The sequence below is a fragment of the Erythrobacter sp. K21-9 genome (assembly GCF_055808355.1).
Genome location: NZ_CM147866.1, coordinates 276,240 through 297,941, shown reverse-complemented (window position 1 = coordinate 297,941; position 21,702 = coordinate 276,240). Strand labels below are relative to the sequence as shown.

General features: G+C 61.4%; 33 protein-coding genes. 12 read left to right on the top strand and 21 right to left on the bottom strand.

All coding sequences use genetic code 11. The features are described 5' to 3' along the window. Positions 1-17: 17 nt before the first annotated feature. The 3 genes from folD to argB all read right to left on the bottom strand — a co-directional run bounded on the left by folD (position 18) and on the right by argB (position 2,233). Positions 18-911: a bifunctional methylenetetrahydrofolate dehydrogenase/methenyltetrahydrofolate cyclohydrolase FolD gene (gene folD, locus AC0L39_RS01590; RefSeq protein WP_473260208.1), complete on the bottom strand. Its 894-nt coding sequence runs from the start codon at positions 909-911 to the stop codon at positions 18-20. Beyond that, on the bottom strand, positions 911-1,210 hold the full coding sequence (locus AC0L39_RS01585) for a YggT family protein (RefSeq protein WP_473260207.1): 300 nt from the start codon (positions 1,208-1,210) through the stop codon (positions 911-913). The genes folD and AC0L39_RS01585 overlap by 1 nt, the downstream gene beginning before the upstream one ends. A gap of 90 nt (positions 1,211-1,300) precedes the next feature. Further along, the gene (gene argB / locus AC0L39_RS01580; RefSeq protein ID WP_473260205.1) at positions 1,301-2,233 is read right to left on the bottom strand and encodes an acetylglutamate kinase; all 933 of its coding nucleotides are present in this window, start codon (positions 2,231-2,233) and stop codon (positions 1,301-1,303) included. Positions 2,234-2,456: 223 nt separating this feature from the next. Here argB and AC0L39_RS01575 point away from each other — a divergent pair, with 223 nt between their 5' ends. The 3 genes from AC0L39_RS01575 to AC0L39_RS01565 all read left to right on the top strand — a co-directional run bounded on the left by AC0L39_RS01575 (position 2,457) and on the right by AC0L39_RS01565 (position 3,928). Further along, positions 2,457-2,795, top strand: coding sequence for a BufA1 family periplasmic bufferin-type metallophore (locus AC0L39_RS01575; RefSeq protein WP_473260203.1), 339 nt, complete (start codon positions 2,457-2,459; stop codon positions 2,793-2,795). A gap of 135 nt (positions 2,796-2,930) precedes the next feature. After that, complete coding sequence (locus AC0L39_RS01570) at positions 2,931-3,485, top strand: thermonuclease family protein (RefSeq protein ID WP_473260202.1); 555 nt, start codon at positions 2,931-2,933, stop codon at positions 3,483-3,485. Positions 3,486-3,571: 86 nt separating this feature from the next. Further along, entirely contained in the window at positions 3,572-3,928 is a 357-nt protein-coding gene (locus AC0L39_RS01565; RefSeq protein ID WP_473260200.1) for a DUF4870 family protein, read from the top strand. Positions 3,929-3,948: 20 nt separating this feature from the next. Here the strand turns inward: AC0L39_RS01565 and AC0L39_RS01560 are convergent, their stop codons facing one another. After that, positions 3,949-4,707, bottom strand: coding sequence for a sulfotransferase domain-containing protein (locus AC0L39_RS01560; RefSeq protein ID WP_473260198.1), 759 nt, complete (start codon positions 4,705-4,707; stop codon positions 3,949-3,951). Between the two features lie 295 nt (positions 4,708-5,002). Between AC0L39_RS01560 and AC0L39_RS01555 the strand changes: the two genes are divergently transcribed. Together AC0L39_RS01555 and AC0L39_RS01550 are read left to right on the top strand one after the other, a co-directional pair. Next, positions 5,003-5,641 carry a hypothetical protein gene (locus tag AC0L39_RS01555; RefSeq protein ID WP_473260196.1) on the top strand — a complete coding sequence of 213 codons (639 nt, stop codon included), beginning with the start codon at positions 5,003-5,005 and terminating at the stop codon, positions 5,639-5,641. Positions 5,642-5,686: 45 nt separating this feature from the next. Continuing rightward, positions 5,687-6,073, top strand: a complete 387-nt coding sequence (locus AC0L39_RS01550) for a hypothetical protein (RefSeq protein ID WP_473260194.1) — start codon at positions 5,687-5,689, stop codon at positions 6,071-6,073. Between the two features lie 22 nt (positions 6,074-6,095). Here AC0L39_RS01550 and AC0L39_RS01545 read toward each other — a convergent pair whose 3' ends face one another. The 4 genes from AC0L39_RS01545 to AC0L39_RS01530 form a co-directional block, all read right to left on the bottom strand. Next, positions 6,096-6,383 (bottom strand): hypothetical protein, encoded by a 288-nt coding sequence (locus AC0L39_RS01545; RefSeq protein WP_473260192.1) that lies wholly within the window; start codon positions 6,381-6,383, stop codon positions 6,096-6,098. Positions 6,384-6,471: 88 nt separating this feature from the next. Beyond that, positions 6,472-6,690, bottom strand: a complete 219-nt coding sequence (locus AC0L39_RS01540; RefSeq protein ID WP_473260190.1) for a hypothetical protein — start codon at positions 6,688-6,690, stop codon at positions 6,472-6,474. A 150-nt stretch (positions 6,691-6,840) separates the two neighbouring features. Beyond that, the gene (locus AC0L39_RS01535; protein ID WP_473260188.1) at positions 6,841-7,017 is read right to left on the bottom strand and encodes a hypothetical protein; all 177 of its coding nucleotides are present in this window, start codon (positions 7,015-7,017) and stop codon (positions 6,841-6,843) included. Continuing rightward, a complete protein-coding gene (locus AC0L39_RS01530) occupies positions 7,010-7,324 on the bottom strand; it encodes a YdcH family protein (RefSeq protein ID WP_473260186.1) in 315 nt (104 codons plus the stop codon). Before AC0L39_RS01530 ends, AC0L39_RS01535 begins: the two co-directional genes overlap by 8 nt. Before the next feature lie 414 nt (positions 7,325-7,738). Here AC0L39_RS01530 and AC0L39_RS01525 point away from each other — a divergent pair, with 414 nt between their 5' ends. After that, positions 7,739-8,191: a DUF4870 family protein gene (locus tag AC0L39_RS01525; RefSeq protein ID WP_473260184.1), complete on the top strand. Its 453-nt coding sequence runs from the start codon at positions 7,739-7,741 to the stop codon at positions 8,189-8,191. Between the two features lie 202 nt (positions 8,192-8,393). Here AC0L39_RS01525 and AC0L39_RS01520 read toward each other — a convergent pair whose 3' ends face one another. Together AC0L39_RS01520 and AC0L39_RS01515 are read right to left on the bottom strand one after the other, a co-directional pair. Further along, positions 8,394-8,522: a hypothetical protein gene (locus AC0L39_RS01520; protein WP_473260183.1), complete on the bottom strand. Its 129-nt coding sequence runs from the start codon at positions 8,520-8,522 to the stop codon at positions 8,394-8,396. Between the two features lie 305 nt (positions 8,523-8,827). Beyond that, a complete protein-coding gene (locus tag AC0L39_RS01515) occupies positions 8,828-9,085 on the bottom strand; it encodes a YdcH family protein (protein WP_473260181.1) in 258 nt (85 codons plus the stop codon). A gap of 133 nt (positions 9,086-9,218) precedes the next feature. On the opposite strand from AC0L39_RS01515, the gene AC0L39_RS01510 reads away from it, so the two are divergent. Next, positions 9,219-9,692, top strand: coding sequence for a hypothetical protein (locus AC0L39_RS01510; protein ID WP_473260179.1), 474 nt, complete (start codon positions 9,219-9,221; stop codon positions 9,690-9,692). A 99-nt stretch (positions 9,693-9,791) separates the two neighbouring features. On the opposite strand, the gene AC0L39_RS01505 is transcribed toward AC0L39_RS01510, so the two are convergent. From AC0L39_RS01505 to AC0L39_RS01495, 3 genes are read right to left on the bottom strand one after another with little or no spacing between them, the layout of a single operon-like run. Next, positions 9,792-10,340 (bottom strand): hypothetical protein, encoded by a 549-nt coding sequence (locus AC0L39_RS01505; protein WP_473260177.1) that lies wholly within the window; start codon positions 10,338-10,340, stop codon positions 9,792-9,794. Between the two features lie 12 nt (positions 10,341-10,352). Next, positions 10,353-10,898 carry a super-infection exclusion protein B gene (locus AC0L39_RS01500; protein ID WP_473260175.1) on the bottom strand — a complete coding sequence of 182 codons (546 nt, stop codon included), beginning with the start codon at positions 10,896-10,898 and terminating at the stop codon, positions 10,353-10,355. Positions 10,899-10,903: 5 nt separating this feature from the next. Then, entirely contained in the window at positions 10,904-11,950 is a 1,047-nt protein-coding gene (locus AC0L39_RS01495; protein WP_473260173.1) for a ribonucleotide-diphosphate reductase subunit beta, read from the bottom strand. Positions 11,951-12,257: 307 nt separating this feature from the next. Here AC0L39_RS01495 and AC0L39_RS01490 point away from each other — a divergent pair, with 307 nt between their 5' ends. Genes AC0L39_RS01490 through AC0L39_RS01475 form a run of 4 tightly spaced genes read left to right on the top strand, consistent with a single transcriptional unit; the run spans position 12,258 to position 15,024 of the window. Continuing rightward, a complete protein-coding gene (locus AC0L39_RS01490) occupies positions 12,258-12,881 on the top strand; it encodes a CDP-alcohol phosphatidyltransferase family protein (protein ID WP_473260172.1) in 624 nt (207 codons plus the stop codon). Continuing rightward, positions 12,881-13,528: a lysophospholipid acyltransferase family protein gene (locus tag AC0L39_RS01485; protein ID WP_473260170.1), complete on the top strand. Its 648-nt coding sequence runs from the start codon at positions 12,881-12,883 to the stop codon at positions 13,526-13,528. Before AC0L39_RS01490 ends, AC0L39_RS01485 begins: the two co-directional genes overlap by 1 nt. Next, positions 13,525-14,463, top strand: a complete 939-nt coding sequence (locus AC0L39_RS01480) for a phosphatidate cytidylyltransferase (RefSeq protein ID WP_473260169.1) — start codon at positions 13,525-13,527, stop codon at positions 14,461-14,463. The genes AC0L39_RS01485 and AC0L39_RS01480 overlap by 4 nt, the downstream gene beginning before the upstream one ends. 9 nt (positions 14,464-14,472) lie before the next feature. Next, positions 14,473-15,024, top strand: coding sequence for a hypothetical protein (locus AC0L39_RS01475; protein ID WP_473260167.1), 552 nt, complete (start codon positions 14,473-14,475; stop codon positions 15,022-15,024). Positions 15,025-15,028: 4 nt separating this feature from the next. On the opposite strand, the gene AC0L39_RS01470 is transcribed toward AC0L39_RS01475, so the two are convergent. From AC0L39_RS01470 to AC0L39_RS01445, 6 genes are all read right to left on the bottom strand, one after another. Further along, on the bottom strand, positions 15,029-15,328 hold the full coding sequence (locus AC0L39_RS01470; RefSeq protein ID WP_473260165.1) for a hypothetical protein: 300 nt from the start codon (positions 15,326-15,328) through the stop codon (positions 15,029-15,031). After that, positions 15,328-15,516: a hypothetical protein gene (locus tag AC0L39_RS01465; RefSeq protein WP_473260164.1), complete on the bottom strand. Its 189-nt coding sequence runs from the start codon at positions 15,514-15,516 to the stop codon at positions 15,328-15,330. The genes AC0L39_RS01470 and AC0L39_RS01465 overlap by 1 nt, the downstream gene beginning before the upstream one ends. Before the next feature lie 118 nt (positions 15,517-15,634). After that, entirely contained in the window at positions 15,635-15,865 is a 231-nt protein-coding gene (locus tag AC0L39_RS01460; protein WP_473260162.1) for a hypothetical protein, read from the bottom strand. A gap of 159 nt (positions 15,866-16,024) precedes the next feature. After that, positions 16,025-16,348, bottom strand: coding sequence for a PilZ domain-containing protein (locus AC0L39_RS01455; RefSeq protein WP_473260161.1), 324 nt, complete (start codon positions 16,346-16,348; stop codon positions 16,025-16,027). Between the two features lie 90 nt (positions 16,349-16,438). Continuing rightward, positions 16,439-16,696 (bottom strand): hypothetical protein, encoded by a 258-nt coding sequence (locus AC0L39_RS01450; RefSeq protein WP_473260159.1) that lies wholly within the window; start codon positions 16,694-16,696, stop codon positions 16,439-16,441. Between the two features lie 25 nt (positions 16,697-16,721). Next, the gene (locus tag AC0L39_RS01445) at positions 16,722-18,782 is read right to left on the bottom strand and encodes a ribonucleoside-diphosphate reductase subunit alpha (protein ID WP_473260157.1); all 2,061 of its coding nucleotides are present in this window, start codon (positions 18,780-18,782) and stop codon (positions 16,722-16,724) included. 599 nt (positions 18,783-19,381) lie between these two features. Between AC0L39_RS01445 and AC0L39_RS01440 the strand changes: the two genes are divergently transcribed. After that, a complete protein-coding gene (locus AC0L39_RS01440; RefSeq protein WP_473260156.1) occupies positions 19,382-19,972 on the top strand; it encodes an HD domain-containing protein in 591 nt (196 codons plus the stop codon). Here AC0L39_RS01440 and AC0L39_RS01435 read toward each other — a convergent pair. Then, the gene (locus tag AC0L39_RS01435) at positions 19,969-20,877 is read right to left on the bottom strand and encodes an alpha/beta fold hydrolase (protein ID WP_473260154.1); all 909 of its coding nucleotides are present in this window, start codon (positions 20,875-20,877) and stop codon (positions 19,969-19,971) included. The genes AC0L39_RS01440 and AC0L39_RS01435 overlap by 4 nt on opposite strands. A 331-nt stretch (positions 20,878-21,208) precedes the next feature. Then, complete coding sequence (locus AC0L39_RS01430; RefSeq protein ID WP_473260152.1) at positions 21,209-21,682, bottom strand: hypothetical protein; 474 nt, start codon at positions 21,680-21,682, stop codon at positions 21,209-21,211. Positions 21,683-21,702: the final 20 nt, after the last annotated feature.

Sequence of the window (21,702 nt, the reverse complement as noted above, 5' to 3'; positions counted from 1 at the left end):
GCCGGTGCTCATTGCGATCACAAATCGTTCGGCGTATCCAGCCCGGCATTGCGGTGCGCCGCAACGAGGGTGTTGCGGAGCAGCACGGCGATGGTCATCGGACCCACTCCGCCAGGCACGGGCGTGATCGCAGAGGCCACTTCGCTGGCCTCGTCATAGGCGACGTCGCCAACCAGCTTGCCCTTCTCCTTGCCGGGTTCGGGCGGGAGGCGGTTGATACCGACATCGATCACGGTGGCGCCGTCCTTCAGCCAGTCCTTGCGGATCATTTCAGGGCGGTCGACTGCGGCGACGACGATGTCCGCGCGGCGCACCACACCTGCCAGATCCCTGGTCCGACTGTGGGCGATGGTAACCGTCGCATTGGCATCGAGCAGGAGCTGCGCCATCGGCTTGCCGACGATGTTGGAGCGCCCGATCACGACCGCCTCGAGGCCCGACAGATCGCCCAGCCGATCGGTCAGCAGCATCATGCAGCCGAGCGGTGTGCACGGCACGAACCCGCTCTGCCCCACGCTCAATCGGCCCGCATTGATGACGTGAAAGCCGTCGACATCCTTGTCCGGGCTGATTGCAGCGATGATGCTCTGTTCGTCGAGGTGATCCGGCAGCGGCAATTGCACAAGGATGCCATCGGCGCTGTCATCGTTGTTGAGCCGCTCGACCAGCGCAAGCAGCGCAGCCGCAGACGTATCGGCAGGCAGGCGGTGTTCAAAGCTTGCCATGTTCGCAGCCAGCGTCGCCTTGTTCTTCGCGCCGACATAGACCTGGCTGGCGGCATCATCGCCGACCAGAACAACGGCGAGCCCTGCCTTGCGTCCGGCGGCTTCGGCAAAGCGCGCGGCATATTCGCCCACGCGCTCGCGCAGGCGGGCGGCGAACGCCTTCCCGTCAATCCGCGTGGCTGGCATCAGTAGGCTGCCGAGCTCACAACCGATCCGATCACGATCTGGAGGATCTGCAAGAGAATGATGAGCACCAGCGGCGAAAAGTCGATGGCGCCCGTATTCGGCATCAGGTTGCGGATAGGCCGCAGCACCGGATCGAGCAGGCGATTGATGGATTCGTACACCTGCATCAGGAACTGGTTCGAGGTGTTGACCACATTGAACGCAAACAGCAGTCCGATAACGAACTGGATGATGATCAGCATGATGAAGGCGCTCGTGATCAGGCTGATGATCTGTTGAACTGCAATCAATCCGGACATTCGTGATTTCCTGTTTCTTTAAGTCGCTTCGCGGTCAGGCCCTGTGAGGCGTGTTACCGATGTAATACGCTAAAATCCAGTATCAAGTCGCTAGCAGTGGGGATCGGCGCGCACCAGCGTCCCAGCGCCGCGCGCGGTGAAGAATTCGAGCAGCATTGCGTGCGGCACCCTGCCATCGAGTACAACCGCCGCCTCGCAGCCGGATTCGACCGCCGAAACGCAGGTTTCCAGCTTTGGCACCATGCCGCCCTTGATCACGCCATCGGCGCGAAGTTTGGCGATGTCGCCGGGGGTAAGGTCGCTGATCAATTCGCCATTGCCGTCCATGACCCCGGCAACATCGGTGAGCAGGAACAGCCGCGCCGCACCGAGTGCTGCGGCGATTGCGCCTGCCATCGTATCGGCATTGATGTTGTAGGTCGCGCCGTCCTCTCCGCCTGCGATCGGAGCGACGACCGGGATCATTCCAGCGGCAACTGCAGTATCGATCACGCTCGTATCGACATGAGCCGGCTCGCCCACAAAGCCGAGATCGACGACGCTTTCGATCAGGCTTTCGGCATCGCGAGTTGTGCGTTCCACCTTGCGCGCGGTGACAAGGCGGCCATCCTTGCCCGAAATCCCGATCGCCATGCCGCCGGCGTTGGACAGCCAGCCGACCAGTTCCTTGTTGATTGCACCGGACAGGACCATTTCGGCGACCTTCGCCGTGGCTTCATCGGTGACGCGCAGGCCGTCGACGAACGTACTCTCGACGCCCAGCCGCGCCAGCATCTCGCCGATCTGCGGGCCGCCGCCATGGACGACGACCGGGTTGATGCCGACGGCCTTAAGCAGGACGATATCCTCTGCGAAGTCGCGCGCCGACTGCGGATTTCCCATCGCATGGCCGCCATATTTGACCACGAATGTGCGTCCGGCATAGCGCTGGAAATAAGGAAGAGCCTCAATCAGCGTTTCCGCCTTCGAAAGGTCGAGCGACCCGGAGGCCTGATCGGCAATGGTGTCGGCATTCGTCGTCATTCGGCCCAGTCCTTTGGCTAGCAGGTGCAGCGTCGTGTATCGACCACGCCGCGCGCTTAGCCGCTTCGCCTAGCGACTGCAAAGCACAAGGTCATCACGCTGCACCCACGGCACAGTTCAACATTTTGCACTTGGCACTGTAACCTTTTGCCTGTTCACTGCGAATCGCTTGGTGTCGGCGCGGTTTGCGCCCTCATCGAGATCTTGGATTGGAGGAAATTTTATGAACACCGCACGTATCAAAGGCACGATTACCCTCGCCGCAGCTGCCGGCCTTGCCGCTGCATGTTCGGGCGGCGCCGATGCGCCCGCAGAAGCGGAAAGCGCAGCCGCAAACACCGAAGAAGCCGCGCTGGTGGCTGCCGGAAGCGGTGAAAAGGAAAAGTGCTACGGCGTCTCGAAGGCTGGCGAAAATGATTGCGCTGCCGGTCCGGGCACCAGCTGTGCGGGCACTTCCGTTGTCGATTACCAAGGCAATGCGTGGACGTATGTCGATGCGGGCACCTGCCTCGAGATCGAAACTCCGAACGGCACTGGCTCACTCGATCCGATCGAAGCCTGAGCCGTCAAGGAACAGCGCGCGGCCGTGGCTGCGCTTGCAAACAAGCCGTCCGGGAACAACCGGGCGGCTTTTTTGCTGCATGGCCAGCGCCGCACCCCTTGGGTTGATGCGCGTTCCTGCTAAGCTTGCAAGACAATGCCCAAGCGTCGCAATTCCAACGCCTTCCGCCCGAAGTTTTCCAGACAGAGCCGATTGCGAAGCTGGTGGATGCTGTGGCGCGTGCCAGCTCTGCTCGGCATCGTCAGTGCCGCATGGTGGTTCCTTTACCGGCCCTATGTGCACGAACAGGGCTGGGTGACCATGTCCGAAGAACTGGCGCTATGCGGACAGCCGTGGTCCGGCGCAGCGGGATGCGTGGTCGATGGCGATACGGTCGTGCTCGGCAATGGGCGTGAGCGCCGCCGGATCAGGCTGACCGGTTTCGACACCCCTGAACTGAACGGCGCCTGCGCAGCGGAAAGCCAGCGAGCCGAGGAGGCGCAGCAAGCGCTGCACGAATGGCTCGCGCGCGGTCCCTTCGAATGGAATGGCGACAGCGATCCGCCGCGCGACCAATATGGCCGGGAACTGCGCGAGGTCCGCAGGATCCTGCCCGATGGATCGCGTGAATATGTCGCGCGCACCATGATCGAGCGCGGGCTTGCCTCGGAAAGCGGGTGGGGCGCATTGCCGGTCGATTGGTGCCGGTAACGCCCGATACACAGGAAACACTTGCCCTGGCGAGCGCCTCGCATAGACTGCAAACCATACCTGTCAGCGGCATTAGGGGATCAGCCATGACCAGCCAGAACGCCAATAGCGGTTTCGATTTCAATCAACCGACCATTATCAACCTGCTTTATCTAGGTGGGCTTGTAAGCGGCGGATTAATGGCTCTGGTGGGCATCGTGCTCGCGCATATCTGGCAAGGCGATAACAGCGAGGACTGGGCTGCTTCCCACTTCACCTATCTCATCCGGACATTCTGGATCAGCTTCGCAGCCACCATCATCGCCATCTTCATGACATTCGTCCTGATCGGGTTTTTCATGTTCCCGGTTATCGCTATCTGGTTCGGCGTACGCAGTGTCATGAGCCTGGTGAAGGCCCAGAAGCATGAGCCGATGCCGGACCCGCAAACGCTGCTGTTCTGACGACTGTGCGAAGCGCCCGGTCAGCCAGGCGCAAACATCGCATCCACTTCGGCGGCGAGCGAAGCAAAATCGCGGTGCCCTGTCACGGACGCCGCGCGCTCCGCCCACATTTCGTCGATCGCCTCTGCAATCGAGGCTGGCAGGGCGTCGGCGCTGCTGCCGGAGGCCTGGACCTTGCTGGAATCGCTCGCCGCCGGGATTCCGCACTTGTCCTCGAGCACCCGGCAGATCATGCCGTCATCGAAGCGGTCCTTGTGATCGTGCATGAATTCGCGCGTCGTGCGCTCCATGACAAGCGCCTCGATTTCAGGGGTCAGTTCAATGTCGCATAACTGCGCCAATTGCCGGATCGCCTCACGCTTGTTTTTCACAGCCCAGCGATAGGTCATCACGAGGCTGCCGGGCTCGGCGCGCCTGTCATACCAGCTGAGCAAATGGGTAAAGTAATCGCAGCCGCCCGGCCCGCCGCTCATCCAGAGAGGGAGAAATTCCTCCATCGACACCGCGTCACGTTCAAGATGCCAGCCATTGATGAAGCGGTAGAACGAGACATAGGTTTCTTTGGGATCGCGCAGGGTCACGACATAGCGCATGCCCGCCGGTAAACGTTCGTATTCGCGGTGCGACTTGAAGCCGCGCGGGCTGGCTGGCTGCGGCGCATTCATGTCGAAATCGAGCAGGTAGGCGGTATCGTCCCACGGCGTGACGCGGCTGATATCGTCGAAATCCATGTCCCCGCCCTGCGCGCCGGTGCGCAGCTGATGGAACATTTGCTGCATGAGGGTGGTGCCGCTCTTCGCCCAGCTTGTGATGAAGGTATCGCCGGGCTGCGGCTCGTATGGCCGGTGGCCCGGTACGCTCCCCCTGCGATGCGGCGCCCATCACCTCGCCAAAGCCCTCGATCGTGCGCGCCTGACCGATTTTTTCGTTGCTCATGTCATCCCCCAAATCTGGCGCCCTGCGCCAAGGTATATCTGACGAATTTCTCGCAGCAAGGGCAGCGAGCAGGTCATCCGAGTAGGAACGCGCGCCAACAAGGGTTACACTGACAGAATGACATCACGAAACTTGGCTTTGGCCGTCATCACCGCGGCGCTTGTCCTGTCGGCCTGCGCGCAGCCCGCTTCCGATGAGCCCGGCGAATTAGCTGCGGCAAGCCCGCAAGACCGGTTCTGGGAGAGCCTCGCCAGCCATTGCGGGAATGCCTATGCGGGCAGTCTCGTAAGTGGTGACGCAGCCGATGCCGATTTCGCCGGCGCCCAGATGGTCATGCATGTGCGCGAATGCTCGGACGACCGGATCGCGGTTCCATTCCATGTGCGGAGCGGCGGTGAGTGGGACCGGTCACGTACATGGGTTTTCACGCGCACCGATCAGGGTCTCCGGCTCAAGCATGATCACCGCCACGAGGACGGCGAGAGCGACACGGTCACGATGTATGGCGGCGACACGGCGAGCGAAGGGACGGACCGCATGCAGGACTTTCCGGTCGATGCCGAAAGCATCGCGCTGTTCGAGCGTGAGGGGCTGGCGGCATCGGTGACCAATGTGTGGACCGCCGAAGTCGATGATGCAGCGTCCGAAGACGGCATCTTCGCCTATCAGTTGCAGCGAACGAGAGAGGGCGGCGCGCCCGAGGACCGATTCTTCAGGGTTGAGTTCGACCTCGGCGAAGAGGTGGAGGCACCTCCGCCCGCATGGGGTCATGAATAGCGCGGGGCCCTCGCGCCGATAAAAGCGGGGCTCGCCTATTGGGCGGTGATCTTCGCGCTTGGCTTCGTGCTCGGGACAGTGCGGACATTCTGGGGCGCTGAGGCGATGGGCGAAGGCGCGTTCATCCTGATCGAGATACCGGTGATCCTGCTCGCCAGTTGGTTCGCGGCCCGCTGGCTGACCCGCCGCTTTGCCGTGCGCAAAGCTGCCGACGCGCTCCTCATGGGCGCCAGCGCGTTCGTGCTGCTGATGGCGGCGGAACTGGCGCTCACTGCGAGTATTGCGCTCTCCCAGCCCGGGACAGACGCCGCGCAAGCCATGCGCGAGTGGCTCACCGGCTCGCTGCGGCCTCCCGGAGTTTATGGCCTGCTCGGTCAGGCCGCGTTCGCATTGCTGCCGCTGGCTGCGATCAAAGTGCTGCCGAAACGGTAAGATCGTCCGGCCGCCTCACAGATCATCCGCCCGGCGGATTGACCGGCTCCGCGCCCGAACCAAGATCGCCGGAAACCGCATCTGTACCGAGGGTTGGCTGCTCGGTATCGGCGCTTTTCTCACCATTGAGATCAGGCGGGATCGGCGTTTCGCGCGCCACGGGATCGGAGACCTCGAGATCGCTCGACGTGGCGTCGATGACCTCCTCGCTCACATCGTCGCCGCTGTCGGGCATGGTCTCTCCGGTGCAGCCGGCAAGGCCGATCGCCGCGATACAGAGCGGCAGGGCAAAAGGCAGTGGGTTTCGCATGGCAGGGTCTCTTCTTGCTTATTGTTGCAAGCCATCAATGCACAAAGACCCTCCAAGGTCCGGGGAATCGTATCGGCAGTCAAACCAGCTAATCGGCCTTGCCATTGTCATCGCCCGCAGGGACGGGGGTCATTGCTGTTTCCGGCAGGTCCACCTGAACCTCGTCCGGATAAGGGTCGCGCGCGATGAATTCACCTCCGCTGTCATCGGACGCATCGACCTCATAGGTCTCTCGCTCGCTACCGCCGCCGCGCGCGGCGAGGGCGAGCGCGATGATGGCGGGGACAGGGAAGGTGGGTTCGGTCATATAGATGGTCTCTCCAAAATGAATTGGCGGGGACAGCGCATCGCCTCATACGCTGCCCCCATTGATATCCGCGCCTCTCTCCCGGTGGCCTTGGCCCGGCGCGGATGATCGCCCTATTTGCGCAGAGGCGACAGGGCGGTTGTTGTCAGCTTATCCCATTCGCCGCGCCAGCGTGCGCGCTGCCTTGGCCGCTCGGCGCGCGGCAATCACGGCACCGATCGCCGCCACACCGGCATGACGCGCACGCCGCCGATGCCTTAGCTGCGTGATGGGATCGAAGCGGCGGCGGTCGGGGATGAACTTGCCAGGCGTGAACTGGTTACGCATGGACCGCCTCCTTACCGAAGGCCTGCGCGTCGGCATGTTCGAGGATCACCGCAATCTCATCCAGCAGACCGAGCCGCTGTTTCTTCAGCCGCTCGACATGGAAGTCGCTGCAGCGCTCCACTTCGGTTTCAAACCGGTGAATCGCGCGGTCGAGCGCCTGGAAGCGCGCGGCAAGCTTGCCGAAATGCGCATCGCCCCGGCCCAGCCTTTGCAGCGCTTCGGCATCGTGCGGAAACGTGTCTTGCAGCAGCGCAGCGGCGCGGCTTGCCAGTCCGCCTTTGAGGTCGGGCTTTGTGTGGGCAGGCATTGCGGCAATCTCCCTTCGATATTGAGGGGAGCGTAAGTGCCGCCGGGCGTGCCGTCTTTGATGTGTGTCAAAGCGGCCATAATGCACCGCCCAACTGGGTCAGGCCCGGTTTATCCCGAGCCGTCCGGAAGCCTCAGACGAGGTAGGCAAACACGGCCAATCCGCCCAGTAGGCCGAGCACGCATCCACCAATTGCTTCCAGAAAAACCATGTGAAACCCTCTTTGAATTAACCAGACTTCCTATCCAAGACGGGCGTGAACAAAGTGTTACCGGTTTGCAGAAAAGTGGCTGTTCGGTAACGCTTTTTTGACCCTGCTCGCACGTATTTGCTTAAGTCCCGGTCACGCGCGCCTTTACGCCTCGAGGGCGACATCGTTAACATGGGCCTAAGGGCACAAACGGAGGACACGGCATGAACGAGACAGCGCAGGGCGATCAGGCAGAACCCGCGAGGGATACCGGCGTCACCTTGCAGCGCCCGTTCATCGTGGCACTGCTGTACCTGCTCACCATAGTGCTGGGCTTTTCGGTGTTTGTCGGTCTCGTGCTCGCCTATGTCTGGCGCAGCGAGGCGGATGTGCAGGAGTGGGAGAGGACTCACTACACCTACCTGATCCGCACGTTCTGGATCGGCTTTGCGGTAGCTGCCGTCATGATGGCGCTGTGGCTCGGCTCGATCTTCGCGATCGCTGCCGGCGATGCGGGGCAGAGCGAGCCGCCCTCGCCCGCTTTCTTCATCGTCTTCTTTGGAGGGTTTGTCGTCTGGCTGGCGCTGGCGGGGTGGTTCTGCGCGCGCAGCATCATCGCGATGGTCCGCGCTGGCGAGCGCAAGCCGATGCCGCGGCCCGAAACCTGGCTGTTCTGAGCCGCGTCCGCAGTCCTGCGCAGTGTGCCCATGAGACACTTGAGACAGTGTCCTGGGGCAAAAAAGGCTCCCCTCGGATTAGCCCCCGTTCGTGATGCTGCCAGAATGCGGCGGGAGGGCAGGAGAGGCGCCATTCACCCGGCATAGCGCGGGCATGGCCGTGTAGGAAAGCTGTCCGCTCGTGCTGAAAGGCGCGCGGCGATCAGTCGTCCGAGGGCTGCGCGGCGCGGTCGCTGTCGGCGTCGTCGGTGTATTCGACATTCCCCGGCTCGCCCAGATCGGCGGTCACGCCGGTTTCGCCTTCGGGATCGGCGTTTTCGATACCGGGCACGGCCTGCTCGATCTGCTCGCCTGTCAGGTCGGCGCCGTCAGCGGGAGCGGTGATGCCGTCCTCTGTCCCGTCGGCGGGTTCGCGGTTTTCGGTACCGTACAGGCGGCGAGGGCGAAGCGCGCAGCGGTCGCGGCGGTCATCAGCTTGGCGGGAAGGGGAAATCGGTTGGTCATGGTAAGCCTGTCTGCTGTGTCTGTTTGATTAACCAACGCAGCCGCGCGCCTCACTGTTCCGAGAAGGTGCGCGCGCCCATCCCCTACGTCCATGATTTCGAAGCGGTTTTTGCGTGGCTACCCGCCAGGGTGTTACACCGCCGACGTGCGCGCCTTGGCGACGATGGCGGTGATGTCATCGAGAAGGGCCAGCCGCTTCTTCTTCAGCGCCTCCATCCGGTCATCGCTCGCCGCCTCGGCCTCGGCCTCGATCCGGTGCACCTCGCGGTTGACGTCGTGATACTCGTCCGCAAGCCGCGCATAATGCGCATCCTCCTGCTTGAGCCGGGTTATGAGATCACGGTCGCGCTTGAAGACGGTCGTGAGTTCATTGGGCGTGTGCTGCGACATGGTGGGGCCTTTCTGCCTTGGTGTGTGAGGGCAGATTAGCGGAGCGTGCGGGCGCGGCTTTGATGCAGGTCAAAACGTCTCCGCGCTCGGGAAAGACTATGCGGCGGGTGCATCGGCGCGCTATCGCTGCGTCATGGCCAAGGTCGAACCGATTGACGTCCCACTCGGCAGCCTGCTCGCCGAGTTTGGCGGACCGGGTGACTACCGCGATTGCTTCTGCCGCGTCGTTCCCAATATCGAAGGGCACGAGGTGACGCTCGCGGAGTTTATCGAGCGGTTTTATTGCAGCATGGCGTTTCTACCGGAACGCCTGATCCTGAAGGCCCTCGGCACCCCCGCCTCAAGCGCCGACGCCCGCGCGTTTGCGCACGGCGAGACGGAGAGGTTCGGCGCGTGGAAGCTGGTGGAGCGCACCTCAACCCAAGCGCTGGCGGTCTCGAAAGGCACGAACACGGCAAGCTGGTTTGCGGTCGAGCCGCGCGGTGCAAGCACCCGACTCTTGTTTGGATCGTGGGTCGGCGGGATCGACGAGTCGGGTTGGCGCGCGATGTTGTCAGCGCATGTGTGGTATTCGAAGGTGCTGTTGGGTGGGGTTGCGCTAGGATGAGGGCAAATGCAGCGACCATGAACAGCAGCCCTTGGCTTACTATTGGCCTAATGCGCCGTCAGAGCGACGAAACAAGGTTCATGCTATGGAACAAAAAAATCAGTTGAGACCATCGTGCTCTTCAGCCTTCAAAATCAGTTTTGTCAGCGCATACTTCTCGAGAGCTCCATCTCTATGACCTAGGTCCTTTCTGAGAGCTCGCAGGAATTCTTCATTTCGCAGAAAGAGCGTCTTGTGATCGTCAGTAGGCTTAGCATTCTCTTTCTGAAACTTGTTGTATGCGTTCACGGTTTCAGCGCTTCCCCAAGTCATTACATCCCTTGATAGGCTCTGTATCGACTTCACCATCTCTTCGGCCTCGACCTTCTCGCCAATGGCCATTCTGTGAAAGAACGACATATAGGCCTTAAAAAAGTACCCATAGGCCTCACGCTTCGACTCAAAGAGGCGCGCCTTACGCTCTCTTGAAGCTTGGACTGCATTGTTGATTACGAAAGCCAGAGCGGATCCACCTGCGGTCATCACTCCAAGTTTCACGTCCGAATCCGCCTTTCCATAGAGTCGAAGCACCTCGAGAATGATCTGTATAGCGACCCACCCCGAGACTAGCAGTATTGCTGCAGCAGAAAGATAGGACACGAAACGCATAGGTGTGGTCTCTCAATAAGTCATCCAGTGACGATGCCAAGGAGCTGGCTCACCCCGGACAGGCGCTGGAAACTCCGACTTCCTTTTTACCAACTCAGGCCAAATCAGATCTGGAACCATGTAGGGAGCTTCAAGAATGTTGATTGTCCCTCCACCCTGAATGAGCAGGCGTTTCAGGACCAAAGTGTGCACATCGCCGTTATCAAGCCGCGTGTTGAACGACCTGCGATTAGTGTGGACGAGAGCCCCCAAAATCTGGGCTTCAACATCGCTAAGCGAATCCAGATGCGCGATAGTGGCTTGCTTATGCGATTTCGATCGAGCTCTGTGCGATGCCCAGTTCCAAACGGAACTGATGGAACTGAATACGCTCAAAACACCGAATAAGAGCGCGCTAACTGTCAGCGCCTCAGGAACCCAACCCACTTTAGCAAGGAGCGGCAGTGCGCCGCTTCTGGTCAAATACAATAAGAGACTGAGAAAAACGGCAAGCGCCCAAAAAACCCAAACACGTTGTTCGAAAAGCTTGAGCCAGCTCGAATCAACGCCGGTAAGCATCTAGATCACTCCGCCGCGTCAACCTCGAACATATCCGGCCCGTCATCCGCAGCTTCGTCCTCGTTGACGGCCTTGGCGCTCTGGCGCTTGTCGAAGCTTGACCACACGTCGTTCCAGTTGCCGGTCGTGGCGCCCTTCGAATATTCGGTTGCGCGGGTTTCGAAGAAGTTGGCGTGCTCCACGCCGTTCAGCAGCGGGGCGAGCCATGGAAGCGGGTGCTCTTCGATCATGTAGACCGGTTGCAGGCCCAGCTGTTTCAGCCGCCAGTCGGCGATGTAGCGGATGTAGCGCTTGATCTCCGTCGCGGTCATCCCGTTCACCGGGCCCATTTCGAACGCGAGGTCGATGAAGGCATCTTCCAGCCGCACGGTCTTCTGACAGACATCGATGATGTCTTCCTTCACCGCCTTGGTCAGGCAGTCGCGTTCCTCGCAGAAGGTGTGGAACATCTTGATGATGCCTTCGCAGTGGAGGCTTTCATCGCGGACCGACCACGATACGATCTGCCCCATGCCCTTCATCTTGTTGAAGCGCGGGAAGTTCATCAGCATGGCGAAGCTTGCGAACAGCTGCAGCCCTTCGGTGAAGCCGCCGAACATGGCGAGCGTGCGGGCAATATCCTCGTCGGTGTCGACGCTGAATTGCTGCATGTAATCGTGCTTGTCCTTCATTTCCTCGTAATCGAGGAAGGCGCTGTATTCGCTTTCGGGCATGCCGATCGTGTCGAGCAGATGGGAATACGCCGCGATGTGGACCGTCTCCATATTGGAGAACGCGGTGAGCATCATCTTGATCTCGGTCGGCTTGAACACGCGGCCATATTTGTCGTGGTAGCAATCCTGCACCTCGACATCGGCCTGGGTGAAGAAGCGGAAGATCTGGGTAAGCAGGTTGCGCTCATGCTCGGTGATCTTCTGCGCCCAGTCGCGGCAGTCCTCTCCCAAAGGCACTTCCTCGGGCATCCAGTGGATCTGCTGCTGGCGTTTCCAGAAGTCGTAAGCCCACGGATATTCGAACGGCTTGTAGGTCTTACGGGCTTCGAGCAACGACATGTTGTGTTTCCTTCGATTGGGTCCAGCGACTCATATAGGGAATCATCGTGCGGATTCGAAGGCAAGCAGGTAGATTCAAGCGGGGATAAACCGTGTATATTCCGAGTCGAACCGATTGCGCGGGGCGGTGTCTTGCGCGGCGCTCAACACCTTCGATTGTGCGCTGCGCAACACCGGTACCGTTTTCGGCAGGCACGCCGATCCATAGCACATCTGCCCGGACCCGGCGATTTGCGGCTGGTTAGCCATTGCTAAAGCGTTTAGCTTCATAGGCCGATCAAGGGTTTGTTCGGGGGGATCGCAGTACATGACGACCGGAAACAGGCGTCCGCTCAAGACGCGCGGCGCGGGCTGGGCGAAGGCGCTTGCTAGCGCGCTTGCAGGCATGGGGCTGACGCCGAATGCGATTTCGGTGATCGGGATCGGCTTTGCCGCAATCGGCGCGTGGTGCTTTATCGAGGCGCCGGGCAATCGCTGGCTATGGCTGGGCGCGGCATTCGGCATCCAGTTGCGGCTGCTCGCCAATATGCTCGACGGTCTGGTCGCGGTCGAGGAAGGCAAGTCGAGCGCGACGGGCGCGCTGTTCAACGAACTGCCTGACCGCGCCGAGGATGCGCTGCTGCTCATCGCCGCCGGTTACGCTGTGGGCCAGCCCGAGCTCGGATATGGCGCGACGATCCTCGCTTTTGCCACCGCCTATATCCGCACAAGCGGCAGGGCGCTCGGGTTCGAGCAGGACTTCGTCGGCCCGATGGCAAAGCAGCACCGGATGTTCGTGCTGACCGTGGGAGCGCTGGCGATGTTCTTCGCCGGTATCGCGCAAGTGCTGGTCGCGGTGCTCTGGATCATCGTCATCGGCAGCGCGCTCACCTGCGCAGTCCGGACAGCGCGCATCGCGAACCTGCTCAAGGCAAAAGGCGGCGCAAAGTGATGGGCCGGATCATCGGCGAGCTGCTGTTCGCCGTCACCCAATTCCTGGTCGGCGGGCAGGCACGCTGGCGCGGGAGCGAGCCTTCGCGCCGCCAGCGGATCTACTTCGCCAACCATGCAAGCCATCTCGACACGATCATCCTGTGCGCTGCACTGCCGCCCTATCTGCGCCGCACCACGCACCCCGTCGCCGCCGCCGATTACTGGGGCAAGGGCGCGGTGCAGCGCTTTGTCGCGCTCGATGTGCTGAACGCGGTGCTGGTCGAACGCTCGGGCAGCCGCGATCCGCTCGCGCCCCTGTGCGAGGTGCTGGACCGCGGGGAATCGCTCATCATCTTTCCCGAAGGCGCGCGGCGCAGCGATCCCGTCCCCGGCGATTTCAAGGCGGGCCTGTACCACCTTGCGCAAAAGTATCCGAAGACCGAGCTGGTGCCGGTCTACCTCACCAACCTCGCTCGCGCCTATCCCAAGGGCGCGCTGCTGCCTGCACCGATCAGCTCGGCGGCACATTTCGGCGCGCCGCTGATCTTGGCCGAGGGCGAGGACAAGGCCGCATTCCTGGGCCGCGCGCGCGCCGCGCTTGTCACGCTGGCGGATGCAGCAGCGCCGGCGCCCAGCGATTCTGCCGCCAACGAGGAGAGCGAATGATGGACCCGGTGATGATGACCCTGTTCGGCGGCGTATTTGCGCTGCTGCTCACCGCCTCGATCATCGGATTTGTCCTCTCGCGGCGGGCCAAGACCGAAAGCGGGATCGAGACCGTTTCCAACCTCAACGCGCGGATCAAGGCGTGGTGGCTGATGATCGCGATCTTCGCGGTCGCCTTTACCTTCGGCAAGGGAATCACCGTCGCTCTATTCGCGCTCACGAGCTTCTACTGCCTGCGCGAATTCCTCTCGATCACGCCGACACGCGCGGAGGATCACGGCGCCACCGTCGCCGCATTCTATCTCTTCATCCCGCTACAATACTGGCTGATCTATATCGGCTGGACGAGCCTGTTCGCGATCCTCATCCCGGTCTGGGCGTTCCTGCTGCTGCCGCTGCTCGCCGTGCTGAAGGGAGAGACCGAGGATTTCCTCGCGCGCTCCTCGCGCATTCAATGGGCGCTGATGCTCAACGTATTCTGCATCAGTCACGCGCCCGCATTGCTGCTGCTCGACATACCCGGTTTCGACCAGAATTTCCTGCTGCTGTTCTTCCTCATCACCGTCGTGCAGCTGTCCGACGTGCTGCAATATGTGTTCGGCAAGCTGTTTGGAAAGCACAAGGTCGCCCCCCGCGTCAGCCCGGCCAAGACATGGGAAGGGTTGATCGGAGGCGGCCTGTCCGCCGCCGCGATCGGCGCAGGGCTGTTCTGGATCACGCCGTTTTCTCCGCTTGAGGCAGGCGGCCTTGCGCTCACCATCGTGTTCGCCGGGTTTGCGGGCGGGCTGGTGCTGTCGGCGGTCAAGCGCTCGCTCGGTGCAAAGGATTGGGGCACCATGATCGAGGGGCACGGCGGCGCGCTCGACCGGATGGATTCGGTCAGTTTTGCAGCGCCGGTATTCTTCCACCTCACCGCGTATTTCTTCGCAGTTTAGGGCGCCCGGGTGCTGCTGGCTCTCATCGCGATCTGGGCGATTGCCGAAGCGAGCGTGTTTTTTGTGGTCGCTGACGTGCCGATCATGGCGCTCGGGATAAAGGCCGGGATGCGCAAGGCGATGATCGGTGCAGGCCTGGCCGCGATTGCAGCGGCGCTTGGCGGAGCCGCAGTCTGGGTTTGGGCCAGTACCAACCCCAAGGATGTCATCGCCGTGGTGCTCTCTGTCCCTGCAATCGACGGCGCGATGGTGGCCGAGGTTCGGGAGGACTGGCGCGCGAACGGCGCGCTCGGCATGATGATCGGCAGCTTTTCCGGCGTTCCGTACAAGCTCTACGCATTGGCTGCGGGCAGCGCGCCGGGTGCTGGCCTTGCGGCCCTGCCGCTGTTTTTCCTCGCCTCGATCTTCGCCCGGCTGCCGCGTTTCCTGCTGGTCGCTGCGGTTGCCGGCTGGGCCGGGCCAAAGCTGCGGGCCCGCTTTGGCGCGGGGCCTGTCTGGAGCGCATTCGCGCTCGCATGGGTTGGGTTCTACGCCTGGTACTGGAGCGTGATGGGGTTCTGAAACGTCAGCCCGAGCCGCGTTTCTTCGAGCCGAAAAAGCTTCCCCCGCCCAGCACGGTGATGCCGAGGAAGAACCCGAAATCGTACCATCCGCCGGTATTGGGCACGGCGTAGACGGCGATGTCGGGGCTGAAAAGCGATCCGATCCAGCTCCACGGAAAGATGAAACCGTGCCACAGGCCCCACCAGAAACCGGGCGCGTCCTCGCCCGCGCTGACGCCCGCATCGATCTGCGATGCGCAGGCCGATAGCAGCAGCGCGAGCGCGCAGGCCGCTCCGATCCGGGTAATCGCCGGGCGGTTCATCAGGAGAAATATCTCACGGCGACCACGAACCACAGGATCGGTAGGAACGCGATGACCACCGGGATGTGGATGCGCGCAGCATTTGCGGCATGACCGGTGATCGTCACGCTCAATGTGCGGTATGCATTGATCAGGAATGCCAGGCCGAAAACGGTCCCGATAAGCCCGATCCATAGTATGGGTGCCATGCTTGCGTGTCCTCTCCGTCTGGTCCGGCGGAGAATATGACATAGATCGAGCCACTGTGCGAGAGGCGCGCTCGCCGCCGAGAATGCCGCTATCCGGCACCGGCGATCATGCTGGCGTTCACGGCGATATCTCGACCATCAACATCGCGGCACCGAGCAGCGCTATCGCCGGGCCGACGACCACTGCTATCCGAGCTGTTCCCATGAGCAGGGCCCGATTGAGAGGCGTTTTTGTGTAAGGGCTGCCTGAACCCTTCATCGGCTCGTGCCTTTTGCGCAAGACTGTCCAGCCGCTCCAACCGAAAAACAGCCCCATCCCGATCAAGAGCAGCGATGTAAGGACAGCCATTTCCTACCTTCTCTCAGATCGGCATGGCTATGACGATGCGGCATGTCACGGCCCGGATCGCCGTTCTCATCATGCCGTTTGCCTGGCCGCATCTGTCCGGCGTGTCTTGCAAGGATATCAGCATGACACAGATGCCGCGCATTTGCGACAGCGCGGCGATCAGCAGAAGCGCTGCGGCATTGCGCCGGGCTCTTCCTCGAATTCTCCGGGCGTCGTCTTTGCCGCGATATCGGGCACGTGGCTGCTCGCGAATTCTGCGAGCTGTTCTTCGGAAAACGGGGCGGCGAATGTCACCCCGACCTCGCCGTTTTCCGCCCAGCGAATGTTCGCGCGGTGTGGACCGGATGCGCCGATATAGATCTGGATCGGCGCGCCGGGGGTCAGTTTCTTGCCTTCTGCTGCAAAGCGGCATCCCCCGGTTGAAAGCTCGGACAGGATCACGTCGACATGACTTCCCAGCCCGGTGTGATACCGGCCGGGCAATGTTATGGTTTTGCGAGATGTCTTCCGGGTCCGCATGATGCGGACGGGATTAGCGCGGGGTGCTTAAATCGGGGTAAACGTGCGAAACCGTCAGAGCTCGAGCCGGTTCAGCAACGCGGTCAAAGTCACAAAGCCTGCTGCAAGGACGAGCACGTCCTTCAGGATATTCTTCCACGGCAGTAGGTTGCGCGGATCGTAGGCCTCCAGCGAGCGCAATTCCTCGAAATACCGATCCTCACCAGCAGCCAGCCGTTCATCGATTTTCGTTTGGTGCAGGCGCACCTTGCGATCGTGAAGACCGCGCATGGAAAAGCCGCTGCCGATGGTGACGGCAGCGGCTAGAAACATTGCCTTCCAGAGCTCCATTATTGGATCACTGGCAGCTGAGGCATTCCTCGTAATCGGTCTGCTGTTCGCCGAGTTCGGCTTTCAGCGCGATTTCGGGGGCGTCTTTCGTGTTGTCGGCTTCGACCCCGCCGGCAAAGCCTGCGCGCTGGACCGATTTCGAGCGGAGGTAATAGAGCGACTTGATGCCCTTTTCCCACGCCTGGAAGTGCAGCATCATCAGGTCCCACTTGTCGACATCGACCGGGATGAACAGGTTGAGCGACTGGGCCTGATCGATATAGGGCGCGCGGTCGGCGGCGAATTCGAGCAGCCAGCGCTGATCGATCTCGAAGCTCGTCTTGAAGCTCGCCTTTTCCTCTGCGGAAAGGAAATCGAGGTGCTGGACGCTGCCGCCCTTCTCCAGGATCGAGTTCCAGACATTGTTCGAATTCTTCGACTTCTTGTCGAGCACCTTCTCCAGATACGGGTTCTTGACGATGAAGCTGCCCGACAGGGTCTTGTGTGTGTAGATGTTGGCCGGGATCGGTTCGATGCAGGCGGATGTGCCGCCGCAGATGATGCTGATCGACGCCGTAGGTGCGATTGCCATCTTGCAGCTGAAGCGCTCCATCGCGCCCATATCGAGCGCATCGGGACACGGCCCGCGCTCCTGTGCAAGCAGCATGGAGGCTTCGGAAGCCTTGGCCTGGATATGCTTGAACATCTTCAGGTTGAGCGCCTTGGCCATCGCGTTTTCGAAGCCGAGGCCCTTTTGCTGCAGGAAGGAGTGGAAACCCATCACGCCGAGGCCGACCGAGCGCTCACGCTCGGCGGAGTATTTGGCGCGGGCCATCTCGTCGGGCGCGCGGTCGATGTAATCCTGCAGGACGTTGTCGAGCATGCGCATCACGTCTTCGATGAATTGCTTGTCGCCGCTCCACTCGTCCCACTTTTCAAGGTTGAGCGAGGAGAGGCAGCACACCGCCGTACGGTCATTGCCGAGGTGATCGACCCCCGTCGGCAGGGTGATTTCGGAGCAAAGGTTGGAGGTCGAGACCTTGAGGCCCAGCTCGCGGTGATGTTTCGGCATCATGCGGTTCACCGTGTCGTTGAACACGATGTAGGGCTCGCCCGTGGCAAGGCGCGTTTCGACCAGTTTCTGGAACAGCGAGCGTGCATCGACAGTGGCGCGCACTTCGCCGGTCTTGGGCGATTTGAGCTCGAATTCGGCCCCTTCGCGCACCGCTTCCATGAAGTCGTCGGTCAGCAACACACCGTGGTGCAGGTTCAATGCCTTGCGGTTGAAATCGCCCGAAGGTTTGCGGATTTCGAGGAATTCCTCAATTTCCGGATGCGACACGTCGAGATAGCACGCCGCCGAACCACGCCGCAGCGAGCCCTGCGAAATCGCGAGCGTCAACGAGTCCATCACCCGCACGAACGGGATGATGCCGCTGGTCTTGCCGTTGAGGCCGACCGGCTCGCCAATGCCGCGCACATTGCCCCAATAGGTGCCGATGCCGCCGCCCTTGGAGGCAAGCCAGACATTCTCGTTCCAGGTGTCGACGATACCGTTCAGGCTGTCGGACACGCTGTTGAGATAGCAGCTGATCGGCAGGCCGCGACTGGTGCCGCCATTGGACAGCACCGGGGTCGCAGGCATGAACCACAGGTTGGAGATGTAATCGTAGAGACGCTGGGCGTGGTCCTGATCGTCCGCATAGGCATCGGCCACGCGCGCAAACAGGTCCTGGTACTTCTCACCCGGGAGCAGATAGCGGTCGGTCAGCGTTTCCTTGCCGAACTCGGTCAGGTTCGCGTCGCGGCTCTCATCGGTGGTGATGGAGAACCGGCGGTCGTTGACCTTCTTGCTGTCGGTGTCGACAGCGCTCTTGGCCACTTCGGCCATCGCCCCTGCGAGCGCTTCTCCGGCCTTTTCCGCGACCAGCTCTTCGCTGCCCTTGTCGCTCGTCTTCATGCTCACAGCCTTTGCCTTTTTGGCGCCTTTGCCTTGAGCGGGAATGCCGGTTGTCGCGCCCGCATCCGCTTCGGTCAGCATATCGCCTGTTGTCTCGTTCGGCACGTTATCACTCGCTTTGAATTCCATGTCTGCCCCGTTCGTGTCCCGAATCGGAAGCCCTGCGACCTTCTAGCGAAGAATTGCGCATGTTCCGATTCTGTTCTCTACCGACCGATCAACAGAATTTCCGCAGGCTGGCCACAGCCTATCCCGCGATTTATCCCCATGATCACCCTATCCGGTGCAGCGTCGCCCCCCGTTTGAGACTCCGATCCCTAACGCAAAAGCCCCAATTCTCAATATGGGGTCGATGCGCTGCGATCACTAGGTCTTGTGGGTATACAGCCCCGAACAACCACTAAATACTGAATCACGAGCCGCCAGCGCGCAAGAGGGTAAATACCGAATTAAGGTAAATTGCCGGCTTGTCCCATGGGTGTATTACCCTACTGCAACGCCGCGACGCGGCAGAACTCCTAGACTTGTCAGACGCGCAACCCCAAAAAGGAATCTGCGAAAAAATTTTGATTGGCAAAAGCTGGCTGGCGCACTTGTGAATCATTCGAATCCAAGCACGCAACAATCGAATCCGGATTGCCCCCGAGGGCGGGCAAGATCCCTTTTCCCAAAATGCTGCCGAGGCGATTTGAGGCGACGGCCTGCTGCCGCAGCGCTAGTCTCGAATCATGCTCGAATCGGTTCCGCCCGCATTGCTCGGCGATCTGCGCCAGCGCCACAGCGAAGAGCAGCGGCGCTATCACGATTGGTCACACATAGAAGCGCTGCTTGGTCACTTCGAAGCGGTGCAGGACCGGATCAATGACCACGCTGCGGTGCTATACGCGGTCCTGTTCCACGATGCGGTCTACGATCCGAAAGCAAGGGACAATGAGCAGCGCAGCGCGGCCCTCTTGACCGAGACATCGCCGCCGATCGGAATAAAGAGCCTCTCGCTGGCGCGCCGCATGATCGAGGCGACCGAGGGGCATTACCTGCCAAACGATCTGTCCGGTGCCGCGCTCAAGGATTGCGAACATTTCCTCGACATGGATCTCGCCATACTGGGCGCGGCCCCGGACCGCTTCGACATCTATGAGCAGCAAATTCGCGCCGAATACGCGCACGTGCCCGCGGAGGCCTTTCGCGAAGGCCGGGCGAAAGTCCTGCGCCACTTTGCTCAGCGCAAGCAGCTCTATTTCAGCGCATGGGGACAGGACCGTTTCGAGCAGCAGGCGCGCGCGAACCTCTCCCGCTCACTCGCAGCTCTCGCAGCCTAGACGGACACTTCCCTCTCCCGGGTCGCAGCCCTGGCATGTTCCGCGATCTCCGACGCCAGCCGGTCGATCAGTTCAGGCGGAAGGTCGTGCCCCCAGCCCGGCAGCGTGACCAGTTTCGCATCGGGGATATGCGCGGCGGTGTCCTTGCCGCCTTCCAGCTTCACCAGCGGATCATCTTCGCCGTGGAGCACAAGTGTCGGCGTAGTCACCGATTTCAGCCGCTCGCGCCGGTCGCCGTCATCGATGATCGCTGCAAGCTGGCGCGGAAGGCCTGCGGGATAGACGCTGCGCTTGATCAGCGCGGATACGCGCTCGCGCCGCCGATCGGGGTCGGCGGGAAAGCCGGGACTGCCGATCGCCTGCTGTACCTTGATGCCGTGCGCGATCAGGTCCTCCTCCTTCATTGAGGGCAGCGGAGCGACCAGCGCATCCATAGCCGGCTTTTCGGCTTGCGGCAGTTTGGGATGGCCCGTCGTGGACATGATCGAGGTGAGCGAGTGCAGTTTGTCCGCGTGGTTTATGGCCATCAACTGGGCGATCATCCCGCCCATCGAGGCGCCGACCACATGCGCACGCTCTATCTCCAGCGCATCGAGCAGGCCCGCTCCGTCAGCGGCCATGTCTGCCAGCGTGTAGGGCACCTTCGCAGGGAAGCCGATGACCTTGCGCAGAACCTGCATCTTGATGCCGGGAGCTCTGGCGCCCTCCATCTTTTGCGAAAGGCCGATATCGCGGTTGTCGTACCGGATCACGCGGTAACCGTGCCCGCGCAAGGCTTCGACGAATTCGTCCGGCCACAGGATCATCTGCGCGCCCAGCCCCATGACGAGCAGCATCGGCTCGTCATTCGGATTTCCCTGTTCTTCGTAAAACAATTCGACGCCATTGGCGGTGGTTTTGGGCATTCTTGCGCTCCGTAACGTGTGCTTCGCCGCAGAGAGATGCCCGAAAAACGTCGCCAACCCAAGTCCGTGAGTGTCACTTGTGCAGGAGCAGGCCGGCCTGCTACACGAAGACGCGCCGCACCCGCCCTGCCCCTAGGTACTTACCAAGCGGGACTGGAGACAGGGAGATACGGCGCGCCTGGCCCTGATTAGGGGGCCGGCCTCGGCGTCGGGAGTTCCTTTCCTCCCTTAGCCGCCAAGCAGAATGTATTCGTCCGGAGCCCCGGCAACCGCGAAGCGTGCAGGGCTGGCCTTTTTCATTTCGGCGAAGAGATCTTCCTTGATCTCCTCGTTATTGGCGAAAACAATTCGCGCGAGAAACGGCGTGCCCGACGGATTGACGACCGGCACATCGCCGAGCGAGATCGAGCGTTCTCACGGCATAGGCTGCGGCCCGGCGCGCAGCCCAGTTGCCACGCCCTTCGATCAGCGTGATGTTTTCAGCCTTGCCGTCGGCACCCAGGGTAAAGGCGACCTCGACGATTGCATTGTTGGGCTGAAACTTGCGCGTGATCGGATTGCGGATCAACGCCCTATTGAGATCCTGGGTGGTCTCTTTCTGCCATTGCTTCATCGCACTGACCGAACGCACGACGATCGGTGCGCTTTCGGCGGTAGAAGCGGGGCTGGCAGTTTTCTCACCAGCAGAAACGGGGGCTGCCAAAGGCAGGGCGAGGGCAGCAGCCAAGGCGGCGGCGGAAATGGTTTTGGCAATAGTAGTCATTGGATCATCCTCTTTCGAGATCCCGAAGATGATCGATCGCAAGGACCAGACGCGCCGAGCAC